Below are 26,287 nucleotides of genomic sequence, written 5' to 3'. Positions count from 1 at the left end.
AGAAGCGGCGCAACGTTCACGAACGGTGCGCCGCTTTCATCGGCTTCACGGTCCCCCTCCGAGGTCCGTGCTCGGGCCATCGCGAAAGGCCAAGCGCCGTCACCAGAAACGCAGCGGCGACAATGTCCTGCGCGGTCAGGCGCTCGCCGAGAACCGCCCGCGAGGCAGCCAGTCCGAAGAAGATCGAGCCGTAGGATGTCAAAGCGACCACGATCGCCACATTGAGCACGCGAAGGGCCATGCTTTGCAGGAGCTGACCGGCGAGCGACAACAGCAACACAAGTTCGACATCGAACCACAGCACGGTTTGCACATCGAAGTGCTGAGCCGGAATGAGAACGGAATCCAGCCGTCCGGCAATGGCACCAAGCGCACCGAGCGCAATGCAGCCGAGGGCGCCGAACACGCCGACGACAAACAGTGCTGGATAGACCTTGTCGAGCTGACGAATGCCGAGCGTCAGGATCGCCCAGGCGAGGATGAAGGCGGCAATGAGAAGATCGCCGGTCATCGTCGCGGCGCCAGAGGACTTGGACAGCGTCAGCGTCGCAGCACCCGTGATGCCGATGGCAATCGCGACTATCTTCAACACAGAGAGCCGCTCACGCAGGAATATCGCCGCCAGCCCGGCGGCCAGCGGCGGAAAGAGACTGAGCAGCAATACGGCATGCGACGCACTGGTGGCGTGTGCGCCGAGCGCGGATAGCGCGTTGGTGCCCGGTCCGTAAGCGATGCCACAAAACAGGAAAAGCGCCGCGCTCCTGATCGTCAGCGGGGGACATCGCCGTGGCCTGGTGGCGACGGCGAGCAGCAGGAACAGTGGCAGCGACCACACGCCGCGCGCAACGAAAAGACCGACGGCGTCAAAACCGGCGGCAGCCTTGGGCGCATAAAGTATCTTCGACGCTACGGCGTTGACGCCAAAGAACACCGCTGAGACCAAGGCCGCGCCCACGGCGAGAGGCCGGCTTCCCCGATTGGCGCCCGCGCTTGCTGAAGGATCTGGAGCCATGGTGTTGAAAGAACTCGGTCAGGATCCTGACGATGGTTCATCGGCAGCTCCCCGATCTTTGAGAGCGGCTGCCGCACAACGGAATCGGTCATCGCCGGACGGGCTTCACTCCGAGGGCGATCGAGTAAAGCCGGATTGGCCAATCGACCGCGTCCTTGCCCTGATTGAGACCCGGAGTCCGATTGAGCTGGGCGGCCGGCATCCACAACCTGCCTTCGTCGTCTATCCACATCGCATCCACCCATGCCAGGCGCGGATCGGCAATCAACGTCGATACCTTGCCGGTAGCCGACACCGTCAAAATCCGCGAACGATCGGTGTCGCTGACATAGATCGTACCTGCTGCGTCGATCGCAGTGCCACCGGTCGAGGGTGTGTCGGCAAATCGCTCGACGTGACCGGAGAGGGTCGCTTCGTCGAGAGACGCATCATCCAGGAAGCGCGTGCCGATCCGAAACATCGGACCCGAGCAAGGCTGATAGTAGAGCCAGCGCCCGTCGCCGGAGACCTCGAGCTGATCTGCATGCACGACGACCGGCCTGCCGTCAGAATCGAGCAGCTGCCGGCCCTCGGCTATCAGCGGCCGAACGGCTACCGTGGAAGAGTGGTTCTCCAGGACACGACGTGCCTGTCCAGACGATAGATCGAGGACGATCAGCGCGGGTCGGCCCGCATCGGTCAGGTAGGCGACACCGCCATTGAATCGGACATCGTCGACGAAGCTCGCCCCCTGGGCAACAGAGCTCAGATCGTAGACGCGGGTCACCCGATTGGCGGCCAGATCGATGCGGACGAGCTTCGGACCACCTTCCGCCAGCGGTTTGCCGATCCCTGGCGCGCCGCGATCGACAATCCATAGGGCTCCATCGGGACCGACGCGCAGAGAGTTTGCGCCAACGAATACGCGCCGCCCGTCCTGCCCCTCGCGCCAATCATTCCAGGCTGCGTCGGGATAGGGCCTGACCTTCCCGGCTGTGATCTCGGCGATCTCCGGCTGACCTGGCTTTTGCGGCTGAACAACGACGAAGCGCCGTCCATCGAGCGAGGTCGTAACGCCATTCATGACGAGCTCATCCGATGCGAATTCCGGGACGAGCTTATTCACAGGCTTCGCCATTGCGACCGAACTCGCTAGAAAGAGAACAACGATTGTGCGGAGCATGGCGCGTTCCAGTCGTCCGCTCGATCAGATTCTGAATGCCACGGACCATCGTGTCACTTCAGCAAGACGGGTCCCGCATCGATCCTGACGCGGAAGAGCGTGTACGGCTTCACACGTTGGTCCTGTCCTTCATGAAATTGGGCTTGCCGATGAAGTTGGTTGGCCGTGAAGTACAGGTAACCGTCCGAGGCGACCGACAGCGTGTCAGGCCACAATATTCGTGGATCGTGCGCGATCGTCCTCCACTCACCATCGCCCTGACGCTGGCGAATGCTGTTGCGCTCGTAGTCGCCCGCATAGATACGACCCTTGTCGTCGGCCTCGAGACCATCCGAGGCTCCCTTTTCGCCCAGATCGATGACCGCCTCGGCGAGGGCTGACTCCGATGCGGACCGATCGACCAGAAGGGCTGTCGGAACTGAATACAAGTGCCGGCTCGATAAGGGGCAGTAGTAGAGCGTCGCGCCGTCGGCAGAAATTGCGATGCCGTCGGCGGCGACGTTGAAGGATGCGGGAGGCTTTCCTTTTTCACGAACCGCCAGCCGCTCGCCTTCCACGACAGGAATAAATGCAGGGTCTGGCGAGGTCGATTTGTGCCCTGTCAGTTTTCTCCAGCTTTCGCCGCTATCGAGGTCGACGATAATAATGCCGCCCGGTCCGCTGATCGACGAATCCGTAATGAACGCAACGCCGGCTTTGCCCCGGCGCAGGTCGAAGCGCACATCATTGATATAGGTCGTGGGCAAGACCGTGGACGACGGCAGCACGATGGTCTTCACCACCATGTTGGTCGCCAGGTCCACCGCGACCAGCTTCGCGCCACCCGCGACCGGCGGCGAAAAGCCGGGCGCCGCGGTGTCGAGAATCCAGAGCCGGCCCGCCGCGTCGACGACGACGCTCTGCACACTGCCAAGGGTCTCTCCAGGGCGCGCCGGATCGAAAATGTTGGTTCTCGCATCCGGATAGGGAACGACCTTGCCGTCCCGGATCTCGCCGACCGTGAACGGCACGTCGTCACCCCACCGAGGGAAGTTGATGAAGATGCGACCGTCGGGGGCTACGGACACCCCGGTCGGCATGGCATCGTGGAACTCGAAGACCGGCTCGATCGTCCCGATCGAACGATCGCTGGCGAGTTGCCTGCCGGATGCCGATAAAACCATCGTGGTGTCCTCCTGATTTCGAGCCATCGCCGCCGTTCCTGAAGCGAAGTAAGCAGCGAGACAGGCGATTTCGGCCGCCTTGCGCAGGGTCATCATCAAATTTCCGTGCCAGTCAACGCAAGCGGGGTGCGTCATGCGGAAGCGGAGAGCGCCGCCAATATCGCATCGCGCCCTGCCTCTGCGACGGCAACATCCTGTTCGGTGGTTCCAGAGCCGACGCCAATCGCCCCCACCAACTCGCCGCGGAAGACGACCGGAAGACCTCCGCCGAGATTGGTAATGCCGCCATGACTTGCGAATGCCAGGTTAGCTCCGAACTCGAACGGAATTGCCCCTGTCGGCGCGCCGATCGACGCACTGGTTGCGGCCTTGGCGATCGCAGGATCGCGGGCAAGAACGGCCGCGCCGTCGACCCTCGCGAATGCCAGGAGATTGCCTCCCGCGTCGACGACGGCGATGCATTCCGGTGCCGCGATCTCCCTGGATTTCGCGACGGCGGCCTCGATCGCTATCGCGGCCGCCGCATAGGTGAGTTGCTGTTTGCTGTGCGTGAGGGGGTAGCTTGACATTGCGAGAATTCCCGATTGGCTTTCAATGATGAGACCGGATGCACGTTGCGATCGGGTCGCCATCTCATTTCGACGACGCCGCGATCGAAGGAACCCCGTCGATCCAGTCCTGGCGTTGCGGAGAGAAGAAATCGATATCGATCGTGTCTTCGGTGCAGACAAACTCATGCGGTGTATTCGGTGGAATGATCATGACGGTCCCCGCCGTCATGACGAACTTCCTGCCTTGCGAGCTGACCTCGCATCGCCCTTCGGTAATCCACGTGATCTGCTCGTTCGCGTGATGGTGCAGCGGAAAGACGCCTCCCTTCTTCACGGTCCATTTGACGAACGTGGATTGCGTGCCAACCAGATATTGCCGTTGCACCAGGGGAGATATCTGTTCGATTGGCTGCTGGTCGAGCTGATAGAGAACCGGAAGCATCGCCGAATGGCCGCTGACGCCCGGCTGAATCCCGCTTCCAGGCGCGTCCGTGACGACAGGCGCTCCTGATAGTGAAGGCGCGGGGCGGTTCTGGGCGCTTGCAGGCGCGATCAAGGCTGATCCCGAGAGAAGCAGCGCAATGGCAGCGGGGTTGAACTTCATTGGTCTTTCCTGAGGTGATGGATGATTGCGGCCAGCTCCGACCGGAGCATGGCGTCAGAATCCCGATAGAACCGTCTTGCCGATGCTCCCGCCGCTTTCGATTTTCGCATGTACGCGCTTGAGGTTGAACGCGTTGATGGGGCCGGCCTCTTCCGTCAGAGTCGTGCGCAATAACCCGGCGTCGGCGAGCGCCCCGACCTCGTTGAGCAAATGGTGCTGCATGATCATGTCAGGCGTCTGGTACAGCGTGGGTGTGAACATCAGTTCCCAGTGCACCGAGACGCTCTTGCGCTTGAGGCTGACGATATCGAGAACGTGGGGGTCGTCGATGAGCGCCAGCCGGCCGTGCGGCGCGATCGCTTTCGCGATCGCAGGCAGATGCCTGTCGGTAGCCGTGAGGCCCGCAACATATCTGACCTCCTCGATGCCGATTTCGTTCAATCCCCGGCCCAGAGGGTGATGGTGATTGATGACATGATGGGCACCCATGCTGCGGCACCACGCCTCTGTTTCCGGCCGTGACGCGGTCGCGACTATGGTCAGTCCCGTCAATCGCCGCGCCAACTGCGTCAGTATCGATCCCACACCGCCCGCGCCGTTGATGATCAGCAGCACGCCGGACTGGGTCTTCACCCCATATGGGATGGCAAGGCGCTCAAACAGCAATTCCCATGCGGCGATCGAGGTCAGAGGAAGCGCCGCCGCCTCACCGAAGCTCAGCGTCCTTGGCTTGCGGCCGACCACGCGCTCGTCAACGAGATGGAGCTCACTGTTCGTGCCCGGTCGATCCATTGCGCCGGCGTAGAAGACCTCGTCCCCCGGCTTGAACAGCGTCACGTCCAGGCCGACGGCGTCGACGACACCAGCGGCGTCAAATCCGAGAATCCGGACCTTCCCCTCGGGCGGCGACATTCTCGCCCGCATTTGCACGTCCGCCGGATTGACCGAAACCGCCTTGATGGCGACACGCAGGTCATGCGGACCGGGCTGCGCAGCCGGCAGTTCGAGATCGACAAGAGAGTCATCCGCCGAGAGGGGTCCTGCCACCCGATAGCCGACTGCCTTCATCAAGGATTCCTTTCGCCAACCTGACCGACGCAGCGCTGCAGAATTCATCCTCCGCGGCGTATGGCTTCACCGGGCTTATCGCTGCTTGGCGCTGAGAAGAAAAACGCATAGTTTGAATGGGTCCAGTAGCGAACCTAATAGGTGCGGTATGCGCGACCTCGATCTCGACTTGCTACGTGCCTTTGTCGCGGTCGCCGACGCCGGAAGCTTCACCGCCGCCGCCGACATGGTCAGCCGCTCACAATCCGCCGTGAGTCAGAAAATTCGGAGGCTTGAGGATCTGATCGGATATCCGGTTTTTGACCGGAACAGCCGATCACTGGCGCTGACGGGTGCGGGCGGCCAATTGCTGATCGGAGCGCGGCGGCTGCTGGACCTGAACGACGACGTCCTGCGCTCGCTTCAGGCCCCACAGACGACAGGCCGCCTGCGCGTCGGAATCTGCGAGGATTTCGTGCCGCTCCAGCTCTCCAGGCTTTTGGCACGCTTTCTTCGACTTCATCCCGGCATTCAACTCGACGTAAACACGAGCTTGACTCACGGCTTGTTTCAAGAGTTTGAAGCGGGCAATTTGGACCTCGTTATCGCAACCCGCGAGTTCAAGGAGCGAGGTCGCGTCATATGGCGCGAACCGATGGTCTGGTTCGCTGCTTCCGACTTCCGGCTTGATCCGGAACGGCCGGTGCCGCTTGTTCTTCTCCAACCGCCTTGCACTTATCGCGAGCTCATGTTCACGACGCTCGACGCGGCGCGGCAGGCCTGGGTGACGGCATGCACCGTAAGCAGCCTGATGGGCGTTCAGGCCGCAGTTGCCGGGGGGCTTGGCATCACGCTCCTGGGTCGCTCCTTCATTCAGCAAGGAATGCAGATCATCGATGTGCCGAAGCACTGGCCTCCCCCGCCGATGACGGAGATCGTCGTACTCGGCGACGACACAGCCGACAAATCGCTCGCTCAACCTCTGTTGGAATTTCTCATAGAGGGAATGCAGATGCCTCCACTTGCGCGAATTGACTAGACCGCTGGGAGCATCGCGTCGGAGGACGGCTTCATGGTGGGCCTCGCCTGATGGCGCGTCCCGAACCACGAGACCGTCGACGATCACATCATGCCGGTGTTTTGCCCGACGGGTCAACGTCGGCCTTTTCGCGCAGACCACGCAGGGTGCAACACGCAAGCCTTTGAAATGACTGGCCCCCGTCTACTGTGCATGGGGTTGTTTTTCAGGTTTTTGTTTTGGAGCCCGTGATCTTCTCTCGGGTGAATGGACACGATCCTTTCGACCGGGTCTCGCGCGCCCTACTCCCAATACCACGTCGAGAAATCGTTCTCGTATTGCGGCACGTCCTTCCAGACACCCTTGAGCTTCTTGTTGGTGATGGTGATCAGCTGCGGCTGGAAGAGGTAGGCGGAGACGGCGTCGGTCGCGAGCATGCGCTGGGCGTCGCCGAGCAGCTTGGCGCGTGCGGCCTCGTCCGGCGTTGAGACGATCTGCTTGTAGAGCGCGTTGAACGTCTCGTTGTTGTAGCCGAGGTAGTAGTCCGGCTCGGTGATCTTGACGAGATCGAACGGCTCGACGTGGCTGACGATGGTGAGATCGAAATTGTGTGGACCGTTGGGCGCGAACACCTGCGACAGCCACTGCGCCCATTCGACGTTCTCTATCTTGGCGACGATGCCGACCTTGGCGAGCTGGGCTGCGACGATCTCGCCGCCCTGCCGCGCATAGGACGGCGGCGGCAGCTTGAGCGAGAGCTCGAGCGGGGTGGTGACGCCGGCTTCAGTGAGCAGCTTCCTGGCCTTCTCGGGGTCGTAGGGATTGATGCCGGTGGTGTCGACATAGCCGAGCGCGCCCGGGACGTAGAAGCTGCCGATCGGCGTGCCGAAACCGTCGACGGCGCCCTCGATGATCGCCTTGCGGTCGATCGCGGCGAGGATGGCGCGGCGGACGCGGACGTCGTCCAGCGGCTTCTTCCGGTGGTTGATGCCGACGATGGTCTTGGCCCTGGAGCCGCCGACCATGACGTTGAAGCGCGGATCGGCCTTGAACTGCGCGATCGTCCGCTGGGCAGCAACGCGCGGGAACGCATCGACGTCACCCGAGAGCAGCGCGGCGGTCTGCGCCGCCGGTTCGGAGATGAAGCGGATCGTCACCTTGGACAGCTTGACCGCAGCGGCATTGCGGTAATCGGCCCATTTGGTCAGCGTGATCGAGGAGCCCTTGGCCCAGGCGCCGAGCTGGTAGGGCCCGGTGCCGACCGGCTGCGTAACATTGGTGGCCGCGCTCTTCGGCTCCACGATCGAGCCGCTCGCCTGCCCGAGCAGGAACGGCAGGTTCGGCTCGCCATATTTCATGGTAATCACGACAGTGTCAGCGTCGGGCGCATCGACCTTCTCGAAGGCCTGGAACAGACTCTTGTCCTTGTTGGTGCTGGTCGGCGCGGCGTTGCGCTCGAACGAGAACTTCACCGCGGCGGAATTGAACGGCTCGCCATTTTGGAATTTGACGCCCTTGCGCAGCTTGAATGTATAGGTCTTCAGATCGGGCGAAGCGGTCCAGCTCTCGGCCAGCAGCGGCGCGACCGAGCCGTCCTCGTTGATCTTGGTCAGCGTCTCATAGATGTTGTAGAGCGTGACTTCCGCGATCGCGGCGGCGGCGGCATTGGTGGGATCGAGGCCCGGCGGCTCCAGCGCCATCGCCATGACGACGCTGTCCTTCTTGCTCTGCGCCAGCACCGGCAAAGGCGCGGCGGCAAGTGTGAGGGCAAATGCGACGATCGACAGTTTCCTGAACATGCGTAACTCCCCGGCCTGTGCTTAAGCCTACGCCAATCCTGCTGCGAACACTAACCTTCCATGGCCGCCGGCGGCAACGCCATCACGGCCTCGGCCTTGTGGCAGGCGGCAAGGTGCCCCTCGCCGACCTTGCGTAGCTCAGGCAGAACCTCGCGGCAATGCTGGTCGGCGAGCGGACAGCGCGCGACATAGGGGCAGCCGGTCGCCGCCGCCGATTGCGAGGCGATCGCCTGCGCTCCGCGCCGCCGCCGGCCCCCGACGGGGCGCGCCCGCGGCACGGCATCCAGGAGTGCCCGCGTATAGGGATGGGCGCAGCGCTCGAACAGATCCTCCGGTCGTCCCTGCTCGACGATCCGGCCGAGATACATCACCGCGACCTCGTCGCAGAGATAGTCGACGACGGCGAGGTCGTGGCTGATCAGGATGTAGCTGAGGCCGAACTGCTCCTGGAGGTCCTGCATCAGGTTCAGCACCTGCGCCTGCACGGAGACGTCGAGCGCGGAGACCGGCTCGTCGGCGACGATCAGCTTCGGCTGGGTGATCAGCGCACGCGCGATCGCAATGCGCTGGCGCTGGCCACCGGAGAATTCGTGCGGATACTTGTCCATGTCCGCATCGCGCAGGCCGACCTGCCGCAGCACCGCGGCGACGCGTTCGCGGAACGTGGTGCGGTCGGCGCCTTCGAGCACGGTCAGCGGCTCGGCGACGATGCGGGCGATGGTCTGGCGCGGATCGAGCGAGCCATAGGGGTCCTGGAACACCATCTGGAAATCGCGCCTTGCGCGGCGGAGCTCGTCGGCCGGGATGCGGTTGAGATCGCGGCCGAGCAGCGCGACCTCCCCTGACGTCGGCCGCTCCAGCGCCATCACCAGCCGCGCGAAAGTCGACTTGCCCGATCCGGACTCGCCGACGACGCCGAGGCTCTTGCCGGCGGCGACCTGCACGCTCACGCCGTTGAGCGCACGCACCTGTCCCGGCGGCCGGAACAAGCTTTCGCGCGGCAGCGCGTAACGCTGCACCAGATCCTTCACGTCGAGAAGAGGCTCCGCTGCGGCGGTCATGCGGTCAGCGCTCCGACGCGCTCTGCCATCGACACATCCGTCCTGATGCAGCGCACGAGGTGGCCTGGGCCGACATCCACCATCGGCGGCAGCGCAGCGCGGCACCGATCGATCACGAGCGGACACCGATCGGAGAAGGTGCAGCCGGACGGCAAATCGGCGAGCTCCGGCACCGTGCCCGAGATCGTCTTCAGCCGCGTCCCCTTGCGCGCGCCGAGCTTCGGCCGGGCGCGGAACAGACCTTGCGTGTAGGGATGGCCCATGCGGCGGAATACCTCGTCGGTCGGCCCGCTCTCGACGACGGTGCCGCCATACATCACCATCATGCGCTGCACGTTCTCGGCGATGACGCCGAGATCGTGCGAGATCAGGATCATCGACATGCCCCGCTCCTCCACGAGATCTGCAATGAGGTCGAGGATCTGGCCCTGGATGGTGACGTCGAGTGCGGTGGTCGGCTCGTCCGCGATCAAGAGGTCGGGCTCACAGGCGAGCGCCATGGCGATGGTGATGCGCTGGCGCTGCCCGCCGGAGAACTGGTGGGGATAGGCGTCGACGCGCCGTGCGGGATCGGGCAGCCCGACGCGATCGAGCAAGGCGATTGCTTCGCGCCGCGCCTGCGCCACCGAATATTTCTTGTGGCGGCGCAGCGGCTCGGCGACCTGATGGCCGATCGTGTGCATCGGGTTGAGCGCGGTCATCGGCTCCTGGAAGATCATGCTGATGCGGTTGCCGCGCAGGCGGCAATAATCGGCATCCGAAAGCCCGACGAGTTCCTTGCCATCCAGCTTGATGCTGCCGGTGACGGCCGCACTGTCCGGCAGCAGGCCCATCAACGACAGCGCGGTGACCGACTTGCCGCAGCCGGATTCGCCGACGACCCCGAGCGTCTCGCCGCGCTCGAGCGCAAAGCTGATACCGCGCACCGCCTGCGCCGGCCCGCGGCTGGTGTTGAGGCGGACACCGAGATTGCCGACTTCGATCAGCGGCATGTTGGAGCGCTCGCCCATCACTATCGCTCCCGCGCCAGTCTGGGATCGAGCAGGTCGCGCAGCCCATCCCCCAGCAGATTGAGGCCGAGCACCGCGATCGCGATCGCCGCACCCGGATAGACCGCGAGCATCGGCGACTGGAACAGCAGCGTCTGCGCATCGTTCAGCATCCGCCCCCAGGACGGCAGTGGCGGCTGCGTGCCGAGGCCGAGATAGGACAGCGCGGCTTCGGCGAGGATGGCGAGCGCGAACTGGATGGTGACCTGTACGATCAGGATCGACAGGATGTTGGGCAGCACGTGCTCGATGGTGATGCGAAAGCGCCCCTTGCCCGCCGCGCGCGCGGCCAGCACGAATTCGCGCGCCCAGATCGCATTGGCCGAGCCTCGCGTCAGCCGCGTCAGTGTCGGGATCTGGAAGATGCCGATCGCGATGATCGAGGTCACCATGCCAGGCCCCACCACCGCGGCGAGCATGATCGCGGAGAGCACGGCCGGAAAGGCGAAGGTAAAGTCGGAAAAGCGCATGATGATCTCTTCCGTCCAGCCGCGCCGGGCCGAGGCGATCAGGCCGAGCGTGACGCCGAAGGTGAGACCGATACTGACGGCGATGACGCCGACCATGATGGTGGATCGGGCACCGGCCAGCAGCAGCGAGACGATGTCGCGGCCGAAGGAATCGGTGCCGAGCCAATGCACCGCCGAGGGCGGCCGGAGCTTCGATGCGATATCGATCTCGTAAGGAGACCAGGGCGTCCACACCAGCGAAATCAGCGCGGAGGCGAGCACAAGGAGGCTGAGAACACCGCCCAGGACAAAACTGCGGTGGCGCAACGCGCGGCGCCAGAACGTGGGGGCCGGCAGCGGCCGCATTGCAACCGGCGCGTCAATGGCGATGGGCGCGCTCACAGGTCGTGGACCTTGATGCGGGGATCGATGAAGGCGTAGAGCACGTCGACCACGAAATTGACGATGACGACCATGGCGGCGAGCAGCATCACGCAGTTGCGCACCACGATCAGATCGCGGTTGGCGATCGACTGGAAGATCAGCCGGCCGAGGCCCGGCAGGTAGAACACGTTCTCGATCACGATGGTGCCGGCGAGCAGATTGGCGAATTGCAGCCCCATCACCGTCATCACGGGGATCATGGCATTGCGCAGCACGTGGCTCCACAGCACCTCGCGCTTGCCGAGGCCCTTTGCGCGCGCAGTGCGGACGAAATCCTCGCGCAGCACTTCGAGCACGGCCGAACGCGTGACGCGCGCGAGGATGGCGGCCTGCACCACCGCGAGCGAGATTGCCGGCAGCAGCAGCGACTTCACGCCGAGCCAGATGCCGTCGTCCCAGCCGGCAAAGCCACCCGCCGAGAGCCATTGCAGGCGCACCGAGAACAACAGCACCAGCAGGATGGCGAACCAGAAGTTCGGCAGCGCGATGCCGACCTGGGTTAGCGACATCACGCCGACGTCGCCGAGCTTGTTGTGATTGGCGGCGGTGTAGATGCCGGCGGAGAGCGCCAGCGTCACGGTGATGGTCATGGCCATGATCGCGAGCGGAATGGTCAGCATCAGCCGCTCCGCGATCAGGCTGGCGACCGGCGTGCCGTAGGCATAGGAGTTGCCGAGATCGCCGACGAGCAGCCCCTTGATCCAGTGCAGATAGCGGACCGCGAGCGGCTGGTCGAGCCCGAGCTTGACGGTGAGCGCGCGAACCGCATCCGCCGAGGCATCGGCGCCCATCAGCATCTGCGCGGCATTGCCGGGAAGCGCGTCGAGCACCAGGAAGATGATCAACGATGCGCCGACCAGCGTCGCGAGCAAGGTCAACAGACGTCGGAGGACAAAGACGCTCATGCGCGCTCGGCTTCAGGGCTCACCTGCGGCACGATCAACATGTATGGACCCCGGAGGCAAGTCCCTTGCACACACGCTCCTTGCCGCATGCTCATGTCCTCAAGCCGGCCAGCGGGACAGAAGATCGCTCGAAGCCTCGAACATTGCGCTCACGCGCAGCAATTCCGCATCGGCGCGGAAGCGGCCGACGAGCTGGATCCCGATCGGCAGGCCGTCGCGGGCAAAGCCCGAGGGCAGGCTGATCGCGGGATGGCCGGTCATGTTGAAGGGCATGGTCCAGGGGAACCAGTGCGGCCGGACGCTGTCGAAATGCCGACCATCGATCTCGATGCTGCCGAACAGGTCCTGCTCGATCGGCAGTGCGGTGCGCGTGAGGGTCGGCATCGCCAGGAAGTGCCCGCGCGCGAGCAGCGATTGCACGCGGCGGAACAGCGCGGTGCGCGCGAACATCGCCTCCTGGTAGTCGACGCCGCTGACTTCGGTGGCGAGCGCGAGCTGCTTGAGAAAGGCCTCGCTCAGCTGGTCCCTGTGCTCTGCCGCAAATTTTGCAAAGCGCGTGCGCCAGACGGTGTGGTTGATGGCGCGCCAGATCGGCTCGATGTCGAAACCATCGCCGGAGAACTCCTCGAGCTCGGCACCGAGCCCTGCCAGCCGGTCGAGGCTCGCCTTGAAATTGGCGGTAACATCCGTAGACACCGGCCGGCCCGGCGGCGTCAGGCAATACAGGATCCTCTGCCCACGCAGATCGCCGCGTGGGGCGGCCGTAGCGACGAAATCAGGCACGGGCACGCCAATCGACCAGGGGTCGCAGGCATCCTCACCTGCCATCGCCTGCATCATCAGTGCGGTGTCGGCGACGGTGCGGGTGGTCGGCGTGACATAGGTCTGGTTGCCGAACGCATCGAGCGCCTGGCTGTGCGGGATGACGCCGTTGCTCTGCTTCAGCCCGACCACACCGTTGCAGGCGGCCGGAATTCGCGTCGAGCCGCCACCGTCGGTCGCGATCGCGAGCGGTGCGATGCCACTGGCAACCGCGACCGCCGCACCGCCGCTGGAGCCGCCGGAGGTGCGGCCCGCATCCCACGCGTTGCGGGTGCGACCGAACAAGGGCGAGTCGGTCAGGCATTTGCTGCCGAACTCCGGCGTCGTGGTCTTGCCGATCAGGATCGCTCCCTCGCTGCGCAGCCGCGCCACCGCCACGGCGTCCTCGTTCGGCACATTGTCCTTGTAGGGAACGGCGCCGAAGGTGGTCTTGACGCCCTTGGTGTTGACGATGTCCTTGACGGTGACGGGGATGCCGTGCAGCAGGCCGAGGGGTTCGCCGGCCATCACCTTGCGCTCGGCTTCGCGCGCCGCTGCAATCGCTTCATCACCGCACACGGTGATGAAACAGTTGAGCGCGGGCTGGAGCGCCTCGACGCGCGCGAGAACGGCTCGGACGATCTCGACTGGCGAAATCCGCTTTCCGGCGATGAGGCCGCGCAGCTCGGTTGCGGACAAGCGACAGGGATCGCCGTTCATGGTCACATCGCGCTCCGAAGCGGGCCGCCATTGGCCCGAAGACATTGACAGCAAGAATGACAGCCTTGTTAACTCGCCGTCCAATACGATTTTTGCCGTTAGCCCATATATTTTCGGTATGCCAATGGATCTTCGCCGGCTCCGCTATTTCGTCGCTGTCGCCGAGGCGCGCAGCGTCGGCAAGGCCGCCGAGCGGCTGCGGATGGCGCAACCACCGTTGTCCGTCCAGATCCGCAAGCTGGAGGCCGAGATCGGCGCTCCGCTGTTCCGCCGCGGCACCCGTGGCATGGACCTGACCGAGGCCGGTCAGGCGCTGCTGGCCCGCGCGAGCGAGGCGCTGGCGCTGGCCGTCGACGGTGCCGAAGCCGCGCGCGCGGTCGCCGCCGGCAAGCGTGGGCGGCTCTCGGTCGGCTACATGTTCGTGCTGGCGAATGCCATGCTGCCGCGGCTCATCCCCGAGCTACGGCGCTTGGTTCCCGGCGTCGACTTAGAATTTGCCGAACTCAGCGCATCGACGCGCGAGGCCCGGCTGCTCGATCGCAGCGTCACGGTCGCGCTGTGCATGCCGGCCATCAACCATCCAGAAATTCAGGTGGCTCGGATCGGCGCACAGCCATTCATGCTGGCAATGCCGATCCGCTCGCCGCTCGCTCGGCTCGGCGCGGTGCCGATGGAGCGGTTGCAGGGCCGCCCGCTGATCGCGTTGCCGCCGCCGGAGCAGGATCCGGCCTCCTCCGCAGTCGCAGCCATGCTGCGCCGACATCAGATCGTAATGCCGATTGCGAGCCGCGTCGAGACAGTGCATTCGGCGATGAGCCTGGTTCTCGCCGGCGAAGGCTTTGCGATCGTGCCGGCCTGCGCCAAGCTCGGCGCGCCACGCGGCATCGTGTTCAGGCCACTGCGCGATGCAGCCGATTCCATCGACATCGCGGTGTGCTGGCGAAGAGATTCCCAGAGCCCGCTGATCTCCAGATTTCTCAAATGCGCCGAGAAGGTTGTCGCGCGGATATGAGGCGCGCTACCAGTTCCCACTCACCTCATGGCTCCAGGGCGGATCGGCGCCCGGGCGCGTGCAGGTGAGGCCGGCGCAACTGGCGGCAAAGGACAGCGCGCGGCGGAGCTCGTCGGCGCTGATGTCCTTCAATGCTTCCCGGGCAATGCGGCCCCGCTTGTGCAGGGCGAAGAGCAGCGCCGCCTGAAAACTGTCGCCGGCACCAATGGTGTCGGCAACCTCGACCTTCGGCGCGGGGACTTCGATCTGCCCTGTCCCTGTGTGCCACGCGATCGCGCCGTCGTTGCCGCGGGTGATGACGATGAGGCTTGTACCCTGCGCGAGCAGCGTACTGGCGCGCTGATGATACGGCTCGTCGCCGAAGAGATAGGCGAAATCGACGTCCGACATCTTGATGAGATCGGCGCTTCCCGCGAACTCGGCCATGCGCGCGAGATAGGCCGGCTTGTCGCTGACGAGGTTCGGGCGGCAGTTCGGATCGAAGCAGATCGTGGACGACGTGCGCGCGTCCGCGATCAGCGCCTTGGTCTCGGCCGCGCCGTGGTCGTTGACCAACGTGGTCGAGCCGACATGAACGGCTTCGACGCTTGCGAATGGAATGGATCCGCGCCGGTAGGTCCAGTTCCGCGTCGCGGTCTCGGCATCGTAGAACGCGTAGCGCGACTCGCCCGCGACGATGCGGACGAAGGCGAGCGTGGTCTGGTGATCGCTTCGGGTGGAGAGACTGATATCGACATTGGAGGCTGCGGCGTGATCGGCGATCATTCGCCCGAACAGGTCGGTCGAGATGCCGCCGACGAAACCGGTCGGCGCGCCCAGCCGCGCCATGCCGATCGCGACATTGAGGCAGGAACCGCCGACCGCCGGCATCACGGCCTCGCGCCCGTCGATGTTTCGCGTCGGTACGAAATCGATCAGCGCATCGCCGCAGGCAATCAGCATGTCCTTCAACCTCGCTCGACGCTGCGCATCGCTGCGCGGCTGCCGCGATCGACCTCGCGCAGCAGCTTGTAGACCTCGCGCTTGCGGGCGTGAAACGCGGCCATGTCAGGCGCAGTCGGCTCGCTCTTCCGTCCCAGCGCCGACATTTGGGCCATGGTCTCGGCGATGGTGGCATAGGCGCCGCCGGCCACCGCCCCCAGCATCGCGGCGCCCAGCAGCACCGGCTCCTTCGTCTGCGGCAGCGCGACGCTGAGACCGGTCGTATCCGCCATGATCTGCCGCACCAAAGGACTGCGGCTGGCGCCGCCGCCCATGATCATAATGTTCGAGCGCACGCCATGAGCGGCAAAGGCCTCGATCACCTCGGCAAGACCATAAGCAAGACCGCAGAGGCCGGCGACGAACAGCCGTTCCATGGAGGCGATGTCGGTGTCGAGATCGAGGCCCACGATCACCGCGCGCGTGTCAGGATCGGCATAAGGAGAGCGGTTGCCGATGAACTCAGGCAGCACATGAACGTCACGCGCCAGCAGCGCCGCGCGGCTGGCATCGCCGGCGCGCGCCATGATGCGGCGCTCCAGGAAGTCGATGAGGTCGAAGCCTTCGCGGCGTGCCGCCGCGTTCGCCTCGCCGAAACCGGGATGCGACTTGAGGAGATGGTCGATCGCCGCGCCCGCGGCCGACTGGCCGCCCTCGTTGAGCCAGAACTCCGGGACCATGCCGGAGTAATAAGGCCCCCACACGCCGGGGACGAAGCACGGCTCTTTCGTCGTCGCCATGATGCAGGCCGACGTTCCCATGATGTAGGCGAGACGGTCACTGACGTCGTCCGCCCCGCCCGCCCCATCGCGACCGCCGATCGCGCCGACACCGCCGGCATGCGCATCAATCAGCGACGCGCCGACCGGCGTGCCCGGGGTCAGGCCGAGTTCGGCTGCGGCTGCCGGCGTGAGACCTGCGCCGAGCCGCGTGCCGGGTGCGACGATCTCGGTGCCGATGCGCGCGTAGTTCTCGGCGACGAAGTCGGGTAGGCCGATGCGCCTGAAAAACGGCGCACTCCAGCCGCCATCATGGGCAAGGTAGTTCCACTTGCAGGTGACGGTGCAGGTCGAACGCTGCAGTGCGCCGGTCGCACGCCAGGTCAGATAGTCGGCCAGATCGAAGAAGTGACCGGCGCCGTCAAAACTCGCGCGCAGATGCCGCTTCAGCCATAGCAGCTTCGGCATCTCCATCTCCGGCGAGATCGAGCCACCCACATAGCGCAACACGGCATCCTCGGTCTCGTTGATCAGCCGCGCCTCTGCCGTGGCGCGATGGTCCATCCAGACGATGACGTTGCGCTGCGCCTCGCCGGACGCGCTGACGGTGAGCGGCTCGCCTTCCGGATCAAGCACCACAAGGGAACAGGTGGCGTCAAAACCGATGCCGCCGATGCTGCCGGGTGCGATCGCGGCCTCCGCCATCGCCGCCCGCACCGACTTGCAGCACGCCTCCCAGATGTCCTGCGAGGACTGCTCGACGATGTCGCCGGGCTCCTGCCAGATCCGGATCGGATGCCTGGCGGTGGCGAGCAGGATACCGGCCTCGTCAAACACCCCTGCCCGCGTGCTCGTGGTCCCCACGTCGACGCCGATATACGCTCGCGGCATTGTCGCTCCCGGTCGCTTCTCGCCAGTTTTGACGAGCCTACCAGCAAGTGTAGCCGCCATCCACCAGCACGATGCTGCCGGTCATCAGGCTCGCGGCTTCCGAGGAGAGGAACAGCACGACGGAGGCGATCTCCTCGACCTGCCCCATCCGCGCCATCGGAGTTCCGCCGATCCAGGCGTCGTACATCTTCGGATTGCTCTTCACGAAGGCATTCAACGGCGTCTCGATATAGGTCGGCGCCACCGCGTTGACGCGGATGCCGCGCGCGCCCCATTCGGCCGCGAGCGACTTGGTCAGATGGTGCACGCCGGCCTTGGAGGCGTTGTAGAAGCACTGTTCCTGCGGCTTATTGACGATGAAGCCGGACATCGAGCCGACGTTGACGATGGCGCCGCTCCTGGCCTTGAGCATGTGCTTGCCGAATTCGCGGCAACACCAGAACGTGCCGTTGAGGTTGACGTCGATGACGTTGAGCCAGTGCTCGTCGGTCACCGTCTCGGCCGGGGTCTCGCTGCGCGCGATGCCGGCATTGTTGACGAGAATGTCGACCTTGCCATGGCGGGCGACGAGGTCGTTCGCGACCTCCGCCACCCGCCTGGTGTCGGTGACGTCCATGATCGCGGTCTCGATGTCGAAGCCCTTCGCCTTCAGGCCGGCTTTGGCGCTGTCGGCGACCTTGCCGTCGCGGTCTCCGATCACGACCCTGGCGCCGGCCTCGGCCAGCGCTTCGGCGCAGGCGAGGCCAATGCCCTGGCCGCCGCCGGTGATGAACGCGGTCTTGCCGTTCAGCTTGAATTTTTCGAGGTACATGATCGTCTTTCCGTTGTCTCGTCGTTTCTCGTCAGCCCCGAAGAGCGTAGCCGCTCGCGTCGAAGCGGTGGATGCGCGCGGGATCCGGCAGCAGCGACACGCGGTCGCCGGCATGCAGGCTCAATTCGCCGATGTAGCGCGCGGTCAGCATGCCGAGCGGACCGGCATCGACGTAGAGAAACGTGTCGCTGCCGAGATGCTCGGCGACCGCGATCGTCCCCTGCCAGCCGCCACCGCCGTCACGCTCGATCCTGAGGTGCTCGGGCCGCACGCCGATGGTGGCGGCGCCATGCTGCAAGGCGAGCTCGCCGGTGACGAAGTTCATCTTGGGCGAGCCGATGAAGCCGGCGACGAAGAGGTTGGCGGGCTTCTCGTAAAGCTCCAGCGGCGAGCCATATTGCTCGATCTTGCCGCTGTTGAGCACGACGATCTTGTCGGCCATGGTCATGGCCTCAACCTGATCGTGGGTGACATAGATCGCGGTGGTGCCGAGCTGCTTCTGCAGCCGCGTCACCTCGATCCGCATCTGCACGCGCAGCGCGGCATCGAGATTTGAGAGCGGTTCGTCGAACAGGAAGGCCTTGGGCTCGCGCACGATGGCGCGGCCGATGGCGACACGCTGGCGCTGGCCGCCGGAGAGCTCGCGCGGCTTGCGGTCGAGATAGGGCGTGAGGTTCAGCGTCGCGGCGGCCGCCTCGACCTTGCGATTGATCTCGTCCTTCGGCAGCCCTGCCATCTTCAGGCCGAAACCGATATTGCCGCGCACGCTCATATGCGGATAGAGCGCATAGGACTGGAACACCATCGACAGTCCGCGCTTGGCCGGGGGCGTATCGACCACATTCTTGCCGTCGATCAGGATCTTGCCGCCGGAGACGTCCTCGAGGCCCGCGATCAGGCGCAGCAGCGTGGTCTTGCCGCAGCCGGAGGGACCGACGAACACCACGAAGGAGCCGTCGGAGATGTCCAGGTCGGCGCCCTTGATGATGTGCACGGGACCGAAGGATTTTTGCACGCCCCGGAGTGTGATCTGACCCATGATCCGCCAGCCCTCTACTTCACCGCGCCAAAGGTCAGCCCGCGCACGAGCTGCTTCTGGCTGAACCAACCGAGGACGAGAATCGGCGCGATCGCCAGCGTGGACGCCGCCGACAGCTTCGCCCAGAACAGTCCTTCCGGGCTCGAATAGGACGCGATGAACGTGGTGAGCGGCGCCGCGTTCGAGGTCGACAAATTGAGCGTCCAGAACGCCTCGTTCCAGGCCAGGATCAGGTTGAGCAACAGGGTCGATGCGAGCCCCGGGATCGCCATCGGCGTCAGCACATAGACCAGCTCGCGGCCGATGGTGGCGCCGTCCATGCGCGCGGCCTCCAGGATGTCGCGCGGGATCTCCTTGAAATAGGTGAACAGCATCCAGATCACGATCGGCAGATTGCCGAGGCAGAGGATGAAGACGAGGCCGATGCGGGAATCGAGCAGGCCGAAGGACTTGTAGATCAGATAGATCGGCACCAGCACGCCGACCGGCGGCATCATCTTAGTCGAGAGCATCCAGAGCAGGATGTCCTTGGTGCGCCTGGTCGGCGAGAACGCCATCGACCAGGCCGCGGGAATGGCGATCAAGAGCGCTATCAGCGTCGAGCCGCCGGCGATGATGATCGAGTTCATCGCGTGGTGGAAATAGTCGCTGCGCTCCTGCACGGTCGCGTAATTCTCCGTGGTCCAGTGGAAGAACAGGAAGGACGGCGGTATCGCAAACGCCTCGAGCTCGGTCTTGAAGCTCGCCAGCACCATCCAGAGGATCGGGAAGAAAATCAGGAAGCCGGACAGCCAGGCTGCCGCCGTCGAGATCACCACTCGCCGCGTCGTCGCCATCCGCGCCATGCTTCAGGCCTCCAGATTGCGGCCGACGATGCGGACCAGGAAGAAGGCGACGATGTTGGCGATCACCACGGCGACGAGGCCGCCCGCGGAGGCGGTGCCGACGTCGAACTGGATCAGCGCCTGCGAATAGATCAGGAAGGCGATGTTGGTGGTCTGCAGGCCGGGCCCGCCGCCGGTCGTGACGAAGATCTCGGCGAACACCGTCAGCAGGAAGATGGTCTCGATCAGGATCACCACGGTAATCGGACGCGCGAGGTGCGGCAGCGTGATGTAGATGAAGGTCGAGACAGCGCTGGCGCCGTCCATCTCCGCGGCCTCCTTCTGCTCCTCGTCGAGCGATTGCAGCGCGGTGAGCAGGATCAACGTCGCGAACGGCAGCCATTGCCACGTCACGATCAGGATCACCGCAAACAGCGGCACGTCGTTGAACCAGTCGATCGGCGTCAGGTGAAACAACTGGGCGAGCCAGGCGAACAGGCCGGACACCGGATGCATCAGCAGGTTCTTCCAGACCAGCGCGCTCACGGTCGGCATCACGAAGAATGGCGCGATCACCATCAGCCGGACGAAATTGCGTCCGATCACGGGCTGGTCCATCAGCAGCGCCAAGGGGATGCCGAGCAGGATGGTCAACGCCAGGACCGAGCCGACCAGCACCAGCGTGTTCCGGAGCGAGGCAAGAAATGCGGGATCGGTGAGGAAGTAGCGGAAGTTCTCCAGCCCGACGAAGGATTCCGAGCCGGGATCGAGCAGGCTGTAATGCAGCGTCGAGAAATAGAGCGTCAGCGCGAGCGGGACGATCATCCAGATGAACAGCAGCCCGACCGCCGGCGCCAGGAGCGAGCGCGCGAGAAGCTGCGTCTGCCGGGTTGCCATTCTTGGCGCTCCGCTCGGAGGAAGAAGGACGGCCATCCAGCAAGGATGGATGGCCGCAAGTTTGAGCTCAGGGAGAGCCCGGGTTCACTTGATGTAGCCGGCGCGCTTCATCTCGCGCTCGGTAGCGGACTGCGCAGCCGTGAGCGCTGCATCGACCGTCATCGATCCCGCAAGCGCGGCCGAGAACTGCTGGCCCACCTGCGTGCCGATGCCCTGGAATTCGGGGATCGCTGCGTATTGCACGCCGACGTAAGGCACCGGCTTCACGGTCGGCTTGTTCGGATCGGCGGCATCGATCGAGGCCAGCGTCAGCTTGGCGAAGGGGGCGACCTTCAGATATTCAGGATTCTGGTAGAGCGAGGTGCGCGTGCCCGGCGGCACGTTGGCCCAGCCGTCTTTGGACGCCACGAGCTTGATGTAGTCCTTGCTCGTTGCCCAGGCGACGAATTTCTCGGCCGCTTCGGTCTTCTTGGAGCCGGCGGGGATTGCGAGATTCCAAGCCCACAGCCAGTTGGCGTTCTTGCCGAGCCCGGTATTCGGCGCGAGCGCGAAGCCGACCTTGTCGGCGACCTTGGAGTCCTTGGGATTGGTGACGAAGGACGCCGCGACCGTGGCATCGATCCACATCGCGCATTTGCCCGCGTTGAACAGCGCCAAATTCTCGTTGAAGCCGTTGGAGCTTGCGCCCGGAGGGCCGGCCTCCTTCATCAGATTGACGTAGGTCGTCAGCGTCGCCTTCCATTCCGGCGTGTTGAACTGCGGCTGCCACTTCTCGTCGAACCAGCGCGCCCCGAAGGAATTGGCCATCGCCGAGAGGAACGCCATGTTCTCGCCCCAACCGGCCTTGCCGCGCAGGCAAATGCCGTAGGTGCCGGCGCCCTTGTCGGTGAGCTTCTTGGCGGCATCGACGACGAAATCCCAAGTCGGCTTTTCCGGCATCTTCAGGCCGGCCTTCTCGAACAGATCAGTGCGATACATCACCATGGAGCTCTCGCCGTAGAACGGAGCGGCATAGAGCTTGCCGTCGGCGGACACCGCGTCCTTGATCTTGGGCAACAGGTCGGCGACGTCGTAATCGGCGCCGAGATTGGCGAGCGGCACCAGCCAGCCCTTCTTGGCCCAGATCGGCACTTCATAGGTGCCGATGGTGAGCACGTCGAACTGACCGCCCTTGGTGGCGATGTCGGTGGTGACGCGCTGGCGCAGCACGTTCTCCTCCAGCGTCACCCATTTCACGGTGATGTCGGGGTTCTTCTTGGTGAACTCACCCGTCAGCCCCTGCATACGGATCATGTCGCCATTGTTGACGGTCGCGATCGTGAGGGTCGTTTCGGCCATCGCAGGGACGGCCAGCAGGACAGACGCGCCGCAGACGGCGCCGAGGACGTGTTTCACGGTGACCTCCCTTGGCTTTGCGCTTTTGAGCATATGCCCACGCATTGGGCGTATGTTCAACAGAGGGGCGGCGCTTGTCAAGCACGCGCGCGGACGTTTGCGCAACTTATGAGTGCTGCGGTGCGGGAGTGGTGACAGGTGCTGCCCCAACAGACTGTCATGCTCCGCGAAAGCGGGGCATCCCGTATTCCGTGTCGTCTTATTGGTTTGCCTCAAGCCGGGCCGCGGCGTACTGGATCGTCCGCCTTCGCGAGCGATGACAATGGGTACGGATGGAAAGGACCGCCCGCCTCGCTGACGCTGGATGCGTCAGCGCCCTATCGCTCCAGAATCGCCCTCGCGGTCGTCTCGTCGGTGATCAGCCCGTTGATCAGGCCCCCGTTCAACGCCGCGGCGATCGCCGTAACCTTGGCCGCGCCCACTGCCGCGCCGATCGTCGTGGTCTTCGCCGGCACTTCCGGCGGGATGCTGGTCAGGCGCTTGTTGGTGCCGGCCTTGAGCAGACGGCCTTTCGCGTCATAGGCCCAGCCGGTGATCTCGCCGATGGCACCCAGCCGCATCATCTCGAACAGCTCATCTCGCGTGACGAAGCCGTCGATGTGGACCTGCGCCTTCTGGTCCATCTGGCCGATGCCGACGAGACGCAAATCGGCCTTGGCCGCGACCGCCTTCACCTTCGCGATCGGCTCGATGCGCACCATCCTGTTGCGCTCGTCTTCCGACGACATCAGGAACGGCAGCGGCATCGGATAGTGCCGCGCGCCGGTGCGGTCGGCGAGCCGGCCGACGGTGTCGTAGAAGCTCGCCGAACCGTCGGCAGAGATGTTGCCGACCAGCGAGACGATCTGGTGATTGGGCCGGTCGATCGGCGTGACGCGCTCGACCGCGGCGCGCACCGCGCGGCCGGTGCCGAGCGCGACGATGACGGGCGTTTCCGATCGCAGCGTCGCGTCGAGCAGGTTGGCGCAGCGTTCGGCGATGCCGGCGGTTGCCTGCGGCGCGGCGGGATCGGCCGGCACCACCTCGCAATGGACGAGATCGAACCGCTCCTTCAGCCGCGCCGCCAATTCCATGCAGGCAGCGATGGGATGCTCGAGCCGGAAGGTGATGAGACGTTCGGCCAGGCACAGCGACACCAGCCGCTGCGCCGAGGCGCGCGAGACCTGGAGCATCCTTGCGATCTCGTCCTGGGTATGGCCGGCAATGAAATACAGCCAGCCGGCGCGCGCGGCATCGTCGAGCCTCGACTTGTCGTTCTCGGCGGCCATGCGGGCCTCACGCCTCCCAGAAATCGCTCATATGCGCGAAGACCCGATCGGCCCCGGCGGCGGACAATATAGCGCGGCCGTCGCGCGCGCGATAATGGCTGCCACCGACAAATCCCCAGACGGTCATGCCGGCGGCCTTGGCGGCCTGCACGCCGCTGACACTGTCCTCGATCACCAGGGTGCACGCGGGCTGCGCGCCCATCTTCTCCGCCGCGTAGAGGAAGAGATCTGGCGCCGGCTTGCCGCGCTCGACCATCTGCGCGGTGTAGATCCGATCGCCAAAATGCGCCCGCAGACCGGTGACGTCGAGCGAGAGCGAGACGCGATCGATGTCGCTCGATGAGGCCACGCAGACCGGCACGGTCAACCTCGAGATCACCGCCCCTACCCCCGGGATCGGCTCCAGCGAGGCGGCAAACGTCTCCAGGACGTGAGACTTCAATCCCGGCACGAAGCTGTCCGGTAGCGACTGCCCGAGACCACGATAGTGATGCTCGATCGCCTTGGTGCTGCGTCCGAGAAACAGCTCCAGCGCCTGCGCCTCGCTGAGCGCGAGACCGACCTCGGCCAGCGCTTCGGACAGACAACGGCAACTCAAAAGCTCGCTGTCGACGAGCACGCCGTCGCAGTCGAAGATGATCAGATCGGGTTGTGGCCGGCCTTGGTTCATCCAGTCATTCGATCATATACCCACTCCCTGAGCAATAGCTCACGAAAGACAACCGCGGTTCGTTCGACCGGGTCAATGCGCCACCTGCCGGTAGATCGCTGGCAGCGCCGCCGGCAACCGCCTGACGTTGCCGACGATGGCGTAGCCACCGCGCCCGAACAGCGTCGGAAAGTAGGTTTGTGCCGCCGCGTCGATGGTCACGCCGAAGACCGCGATGCCGAGCCGACGCGCTTCCTGCACGGATTTCCTGGTGTCTTCGACCGCAAAACGCCCCTCATAGTGGTCGACATCGTTCGGCTTGCCGTCGGTAAGGACAAGCAGCAGCTTCTTGCGCTGCGGCTGGCGCGCGAGCCCGGCCGCGGCGTGGCGCACCGCCGCGCCGATCCGCGTGTAATAGCCGGGCCTGAGCGCCCCGATACGGCGCTCCACTGCCCCGCTCATTGGCTCGCCGAACGCCTTGATCGTTTCGAGTCGCACCCAGGAGCGCCGACGTGAGGTGAAGGTCAGGATGCTGTGGTGGTCGCCGCAAGCCGACAGCCCGTGCGCGAGTACGAGCAGCGCTTCCTTCTCGACGTCGAGCACGCGATAGCCGTCGACCCAGGCATCGGTCGACAGCGAGACGTCGACCAGCAGCGTGACGGCGAGATCGTGCCCTTGGGGGCGCATCGCAACATGGATGCGATCGAGACCGCCGCCGCTCCCGGCACTGAGATCGCATCGCGCGCGCACCAGCGCGTCGAGGTCGAGATCATGTCCGTCGGCCTGGGCGCGCATCAATTCGCGGCGCGGCCGCAAGGCCTCGAAGCGGCGGCGCACCTGGCGGACGTGCCGGCGGATGGTTTCATCAGGCGTCCAGCTCTCGCCTCGCTCGGAGGCCGCAGCGGCGAGCACGCGACAATGATCCGGCAGATAGGAGCTGCTGCGATAGTCCCACTCGGGATAGGTCAGGTCCGCATTGAGCTGTGAGGCATCGAGGGCCTCCGGCGGCAGGTCGAGATCGAACTTGAACCGGCTCGCCGGCTTGCCGCTGCGGCGGCTGAGCGTGATCTCCTCGAGATCGTCGGCTGCCTTCTGCGCATCCTCGTCCTCGCTGTCGTCAGCCGGGCGGTCGACATTGACCATCTCGGCCATCGCGAGGATCTTCTCGAAGCGGTTCAGCACGAACGGATCGCGCCGATTGGCGTCGTCCTCGCGCTCGCGGACGGCAAAGCGCTTGCGATCGTTCTTCGCCGCAACCGCTGCGCCCGGTGCGCATTCGTCTTCGTCCGCATGTGCGGGCGAGAGCTCGCGCGTCCAGCAATCGCCCCAGAGCGGACACGGCAAGATCGCGCGATAGCCCGGCGGCGCCTTGTCCGGCAGCGGGCTCGTCCCCATCATCGCCGGCCACAGTCGACCTGCAGGCGCCTTTCCGGTTCCGAGCAGGGCCAGGACGATCTGCTCGATCTCTTGCTCGGTCCGCGGCAAAGGGCGACGAGGCCGAGCCTCGGCGGTGGCCGCGGCAAGCTGCGCGTAATCGGCAACGAGCCCTGGGAATTGCGTGAGCACCCAGACCGCGGTCTCGCTCGCCCGGCGCAACATCAAGAGATCCCGCCGCAGCGGATCGGCTTCCGCGATCGCCTCGATCGGCGCGGCCGCGAACCACGCCGCAAGCCAGCGATAGAGCGTTGCGTTCAAGGCCCGGTCGGGAAAGATCGCGATGCGATCGGGCAGGAAGATGGTTGCGGCGTCGCGGCCAGGGTGCTCGAGTCGCTCATCTCCGAGGCCGATACGCTGCCTCCAGCCGAGACGATGGCCCGCCCTGCGCGCGCCTGCGCTCGCGATCTGAACGCCGGTCTCGCCGCCAAGCGCACGGAACATCACCGCGAGCCGGCTTCTCACCTCCGCAAGCGAGACCGCGTGATCGGCATGAACCGGATAGCTCGCGGTGCCGCCGACCATCCGGTGCCAGGCGCGACCGACCGTTTCCTCCAGTTCGAGGAAGTCGAGCATGGGCCC

Annotated in this window: 24 protein-coding genes; 2 read left to right on the top strand and 22 right to left on the bottom strand. The window is 64.9% G+C overall.

What is annotated here, in order from left to right; translation table 11 throughout:
- Positions 1-16 precede the first annotated feature (16 nt).
- From EDE08_RS17665 to EDE08_RS17640, 6 genes are all read right to left on the bottom strand, one after another.
- Complete coding sequence (locus EDE08_RS17665; protein ID WP_165936000.1) at positions 17-955, bottom strand: DMT family transporter; 939 nt, start codon at positions 953-955, stop codon at positions 17-19.
- Positions 956-1,100: 145 nt separating this feature from the next.
- Entirely contained in the window at positions 1,101-2,174 is a 1,074-nt protein-coding gene (locus tag EDE08_RS17660; RefSeq protein WP_131870085.1) for an L-dopachrome tautomerase-related protein, read from the bottom strand.
- Between the two features lie 53 nt (positions 2,175-2,227).
- Positions 2,228-3,433, bottom strand: coding sequence for an L-dopachrome tautomerase-related protein (locus tag EDE08_RS17655; RefSeq protein ID WP_165935999.1), 1,206 nt, complete (start codon positions 3,431-3,433; stop codon positions 2,228-2,230).
- A gap of 35 nt (positions 3,434-3,468) precedes the next feature.
- Positions 3,469-3,906: a GlcG/HbpS family heme-binding protein gene (locus EDE08_RS17650; RefSeq protein ID WP_131870086.1), complete on the bottom strand. Its 438-nt coding sequence runs from the start codon at positions 3,904-3,906 to the stop codon at positions 3,469-3,471.
- 64 nt (positions 3,907-3,970) lie between these two features.
- Complete coding sequence (locus EDE08_RS17645) at positions 3,971-4,444, bottom strand: cupin domain-containing protein (protein ID WP_245524809.1); 474 nt, start codon at positions 4,442-4,444, stop codon at positions 3,971-3,973.
- A gap of 102 nt (positions 4,445-4,546) precedes the next feature.
- Positions 4,547-5,560, bottom strand: a complete 1,014-nt coding sequence (locus EDE08_RS17640) for a zinc-binding alcohol dehydrogenase family protein (RefSeq protein WP_131870088.1) — start codon at positions 5,558-5,560, stop codon at positions 4,547-4,549.
- 148 nt (positions 5,561-5,708) lie between these two features.
- Here EDE08_RS17640 and EDE08_RS17635 point away from each other — a divergent pair, with 148 nt between their 5' ends.
- A complete protein-coding gene (locus EDE08_RS17635) occupies positions 5,709-6,578 on the top strand; it encodes a LysR substrate-binding domain-containing protein (protein ID WP_131870089.1) in 870 nt (289 codons plus the stop codon).
- Positions 6,579-6,859: 281 nt separating this feature from the next.
- On the opposite strand, the gene EDE08_RS17630 is transcribed toward EDE08_RS17635, so the two are convergent.
- The 6 genes from EDE08_RS17630 to EDE08_RS17605 form a co-directional block, all read right to left on the bottom strand.
- Positions 6,860-8,356, bottom strand: coding sequence for an ABC transporter substrate-binding protein (locus EDE08_RS17630; protein WP_131870090.1), 1,497 nt, complete (start codon positions 8,354-8,356; stop codon positions 6,860-6,862).
- A gap of 50 nt (positions 8,357-8,406) precedes the next feature.
- A complete protein-coding gene (locus tag EDE08_RS17625) occupies positions 8,407-9,417 on the bottom strand; it encodes an ABC transporter ATP-binding protein (RefSeq protein ID WP_131870091.1) in 1,011 nt (336 codons plus the stop codon).
- Positions 9,414-10,427, bottom strand: a complete 1,014-nt coding sequence (locus tag EDE08_RS17620; RefSeq protein ID WP_165935998.1) for an ABC transporter ATP-binding protein — start codon at positions 10,425-10,427, stop codon at positions 9,414-9,416. Before EDE08_RS17620 ends, EDE08_RS17625 begins: the two co-directional genes overlap by 4 nt.
- A 2-nt stretch (positions 10,428-10,429) precedes the next feature.
- A complete protein-coding gene (locus EDE08_RS17615) occupies positions 10,430-11,281 on the bottom strand; it encodes an ABC transporter permease (RefSeq protein WP_502700621.1) in 852 nt (283 codons plus the stop codon).
- 32 nt (positions 11,282-11,313) lie between these two features.
- Positions 11,314-12,264, bottom strand: a complete 951-nt coding sequence (locus EDE08_RS17610; protein ID WP_035669781.1) for an ABC transporter permease — start codon at positions 12,262-12,264, stop codon at positions 11,314-11,316.
- Positions 12,265-12,363: 99 nt separating this feature from the next.
- Complete coding sequence (locus EDE08_RS17605) at positions 12,364-13,785, bottom strand: amidase (protein ID WP_165936026.1); 1,422 nt, start codon at positions 13,783-13,785, stop codon at positions 12,364-12,366.
- A gap of 124 nt (positions 13,786-13,909) precedes the next feature.
- On the opposite strand from EDE08_RS17605, the gene EDE08_RS17600 reads away from it, so the two are divergent.
- A complete protein-coding gene (locus tag EDE08_RS17600) occupies positions 13,910-14,797 on the top strand; it encodes a LysR family transcriptional regulator (protein ID WP_131870094.1) in 888 nt (295 codons plus the stop codon).
- A gap of 6 nt (positions 14,798-14,803) precedes the next feature.
- Here EDE08_RS17600 and EDE08_RS17595 read toward each other — a convergent pair whose 3' ends face one another.
- The 10 genes from EDE08_RS17595 to EDE08_RS17550 form a co-directional block, all read right to left on the bottom strand.
- Entirely contained in the window at positions 14,804-15,739 is a 936-nt protein-coding gene (locus EDE08_RS17595) for a carbohydrate kinase family protein (RefSeq protein WP_131870095.1), read from the bottom strand.
- Between the two features lie 5 nt (positions 15,740-15,744).
- Positions 15,745-17,388, bottom strand: coding sequence for an FGGY-family carbohydrate kinase (locus EDE08_RS17590; protein WP_131870096.1), 1,644 nt, complete (start codon positions 17,386-17,388; stop codon positions 15,745-15,747).
- A 37-nt stretch (positions 17,389-17,425) separates the two neighbouring features.
- Positions 17,426-18,199 (bottom strand): SDR family NAD(P)-dependent oxidoreductase, encoded by a 774-nt coding sequence (locus tag EDE08_RS17585; RefSeq protein ID WP_131870097.1) that lies wholly within the window; start codon positions 18,197-18,199, stop codon positions 17,426-17,428.
- A 31-nt stretch (positions 18,200-18,230) separates the two neighbouring features.
- On the bottom strand, positions 18,231-19,238 hold the full coding sequence (locus EDE08_RS17580; protein ID WP_131870098.1) for an ABC transporter ATP-binding protein: 1,008 nt from the start codon (positions 19,236-19,238) through the stop codon (positions 18,231-18,233).
- Between the two features lie 14 nt (positions 19,239-19,252).
- Positions 19,253-20,083: a carbohydrate ABC transporter permease gene (locus EDE08_RS17575; protein WP_131870099.1), complete on the bottom strand. Its 831-nt coding sequence runs from the start codon at positions 20,081-20,083 to the stop codon at positions 19,253-19,255.
- Positions 20,084-20,086: 3 nt separating this feature from the next.
- Complete coding sequence (locus EDE08_RS17570; RefSeq protein WP_131870100.1) at positions 20,087-20,959, bottom strand: carbohydrate ABC transporter permease; 873 nt, start codon at positions 20,957-20,959, stop codon at positions 20,087-20,089.
- Between the two features lie 84 nt (positions 20,960-21,043).
- Positions 21,044-22,354 (bottom strand): ABC transporter substrate-binding protein, encoded by a 1,311-nt coding sequence (locus tag EDE08_RS17565; RefSeq protein ID WP_131870101.1) that lies wholly within the window; start codon positions 22,352-22,354, stop codon positions 21,044-21,046.
- A 317-nt stretch (positions 22,355-22,671) separates the two neighbouring features.
- Positions 22,672-23,622 (bottom strand): sugar-binding transcriptional regulator, encoded by a 951-nt coding sequence (locus tag EDE08_RS17560; protein ID WP_131870102.1) that lies wholly within the window; start codon positions 23,620-23,622, stop codon positions 22,672-22,674.
- A gap of 7 nt (positions 23,623-23,629) precedes the next feature.
- Positions 23,630-24,292, bottom strand: a complete 663-nt coding sequence (locus EDE08_RS17555; protein WP_131870103.1) for an HAD family hydrolase — start codon at positions 24,290-24,292, stop codon at positions 23,630-23,632.
- 72 nt (positions 24,293-24,364) lie between these two features.
- On the bottom strand, positions 24,365-26,281 hold the full coding sequence (locus tag EDE08_RS17550) for a nitric oxide reductase activation protein NorD (RefSeq protein ID WP_131870104.1): 1,917 nt from the start codon (positions 26,279-26,281) through the stop codon (positions 24,365-24,367).
- Positions 26,282-26,287: the final 6 nt, after the last annotated feature.

Source organism: Bradyrhizobium sp. R2.2-H (genome assembly GCF_004346455.1).
Classification (GTDB): Bacteria; Pseudomonadota; Alphaproteobacteria; order Rhizobiales; family Xanthobacteraceae; genus Bradyrhizobium; species Bradyrhizobium diversitatis.
Note: the sequence above shows the minus strand (reverse complement) of the source record. Positions and strands in the feature narration are given on the sequence as shown.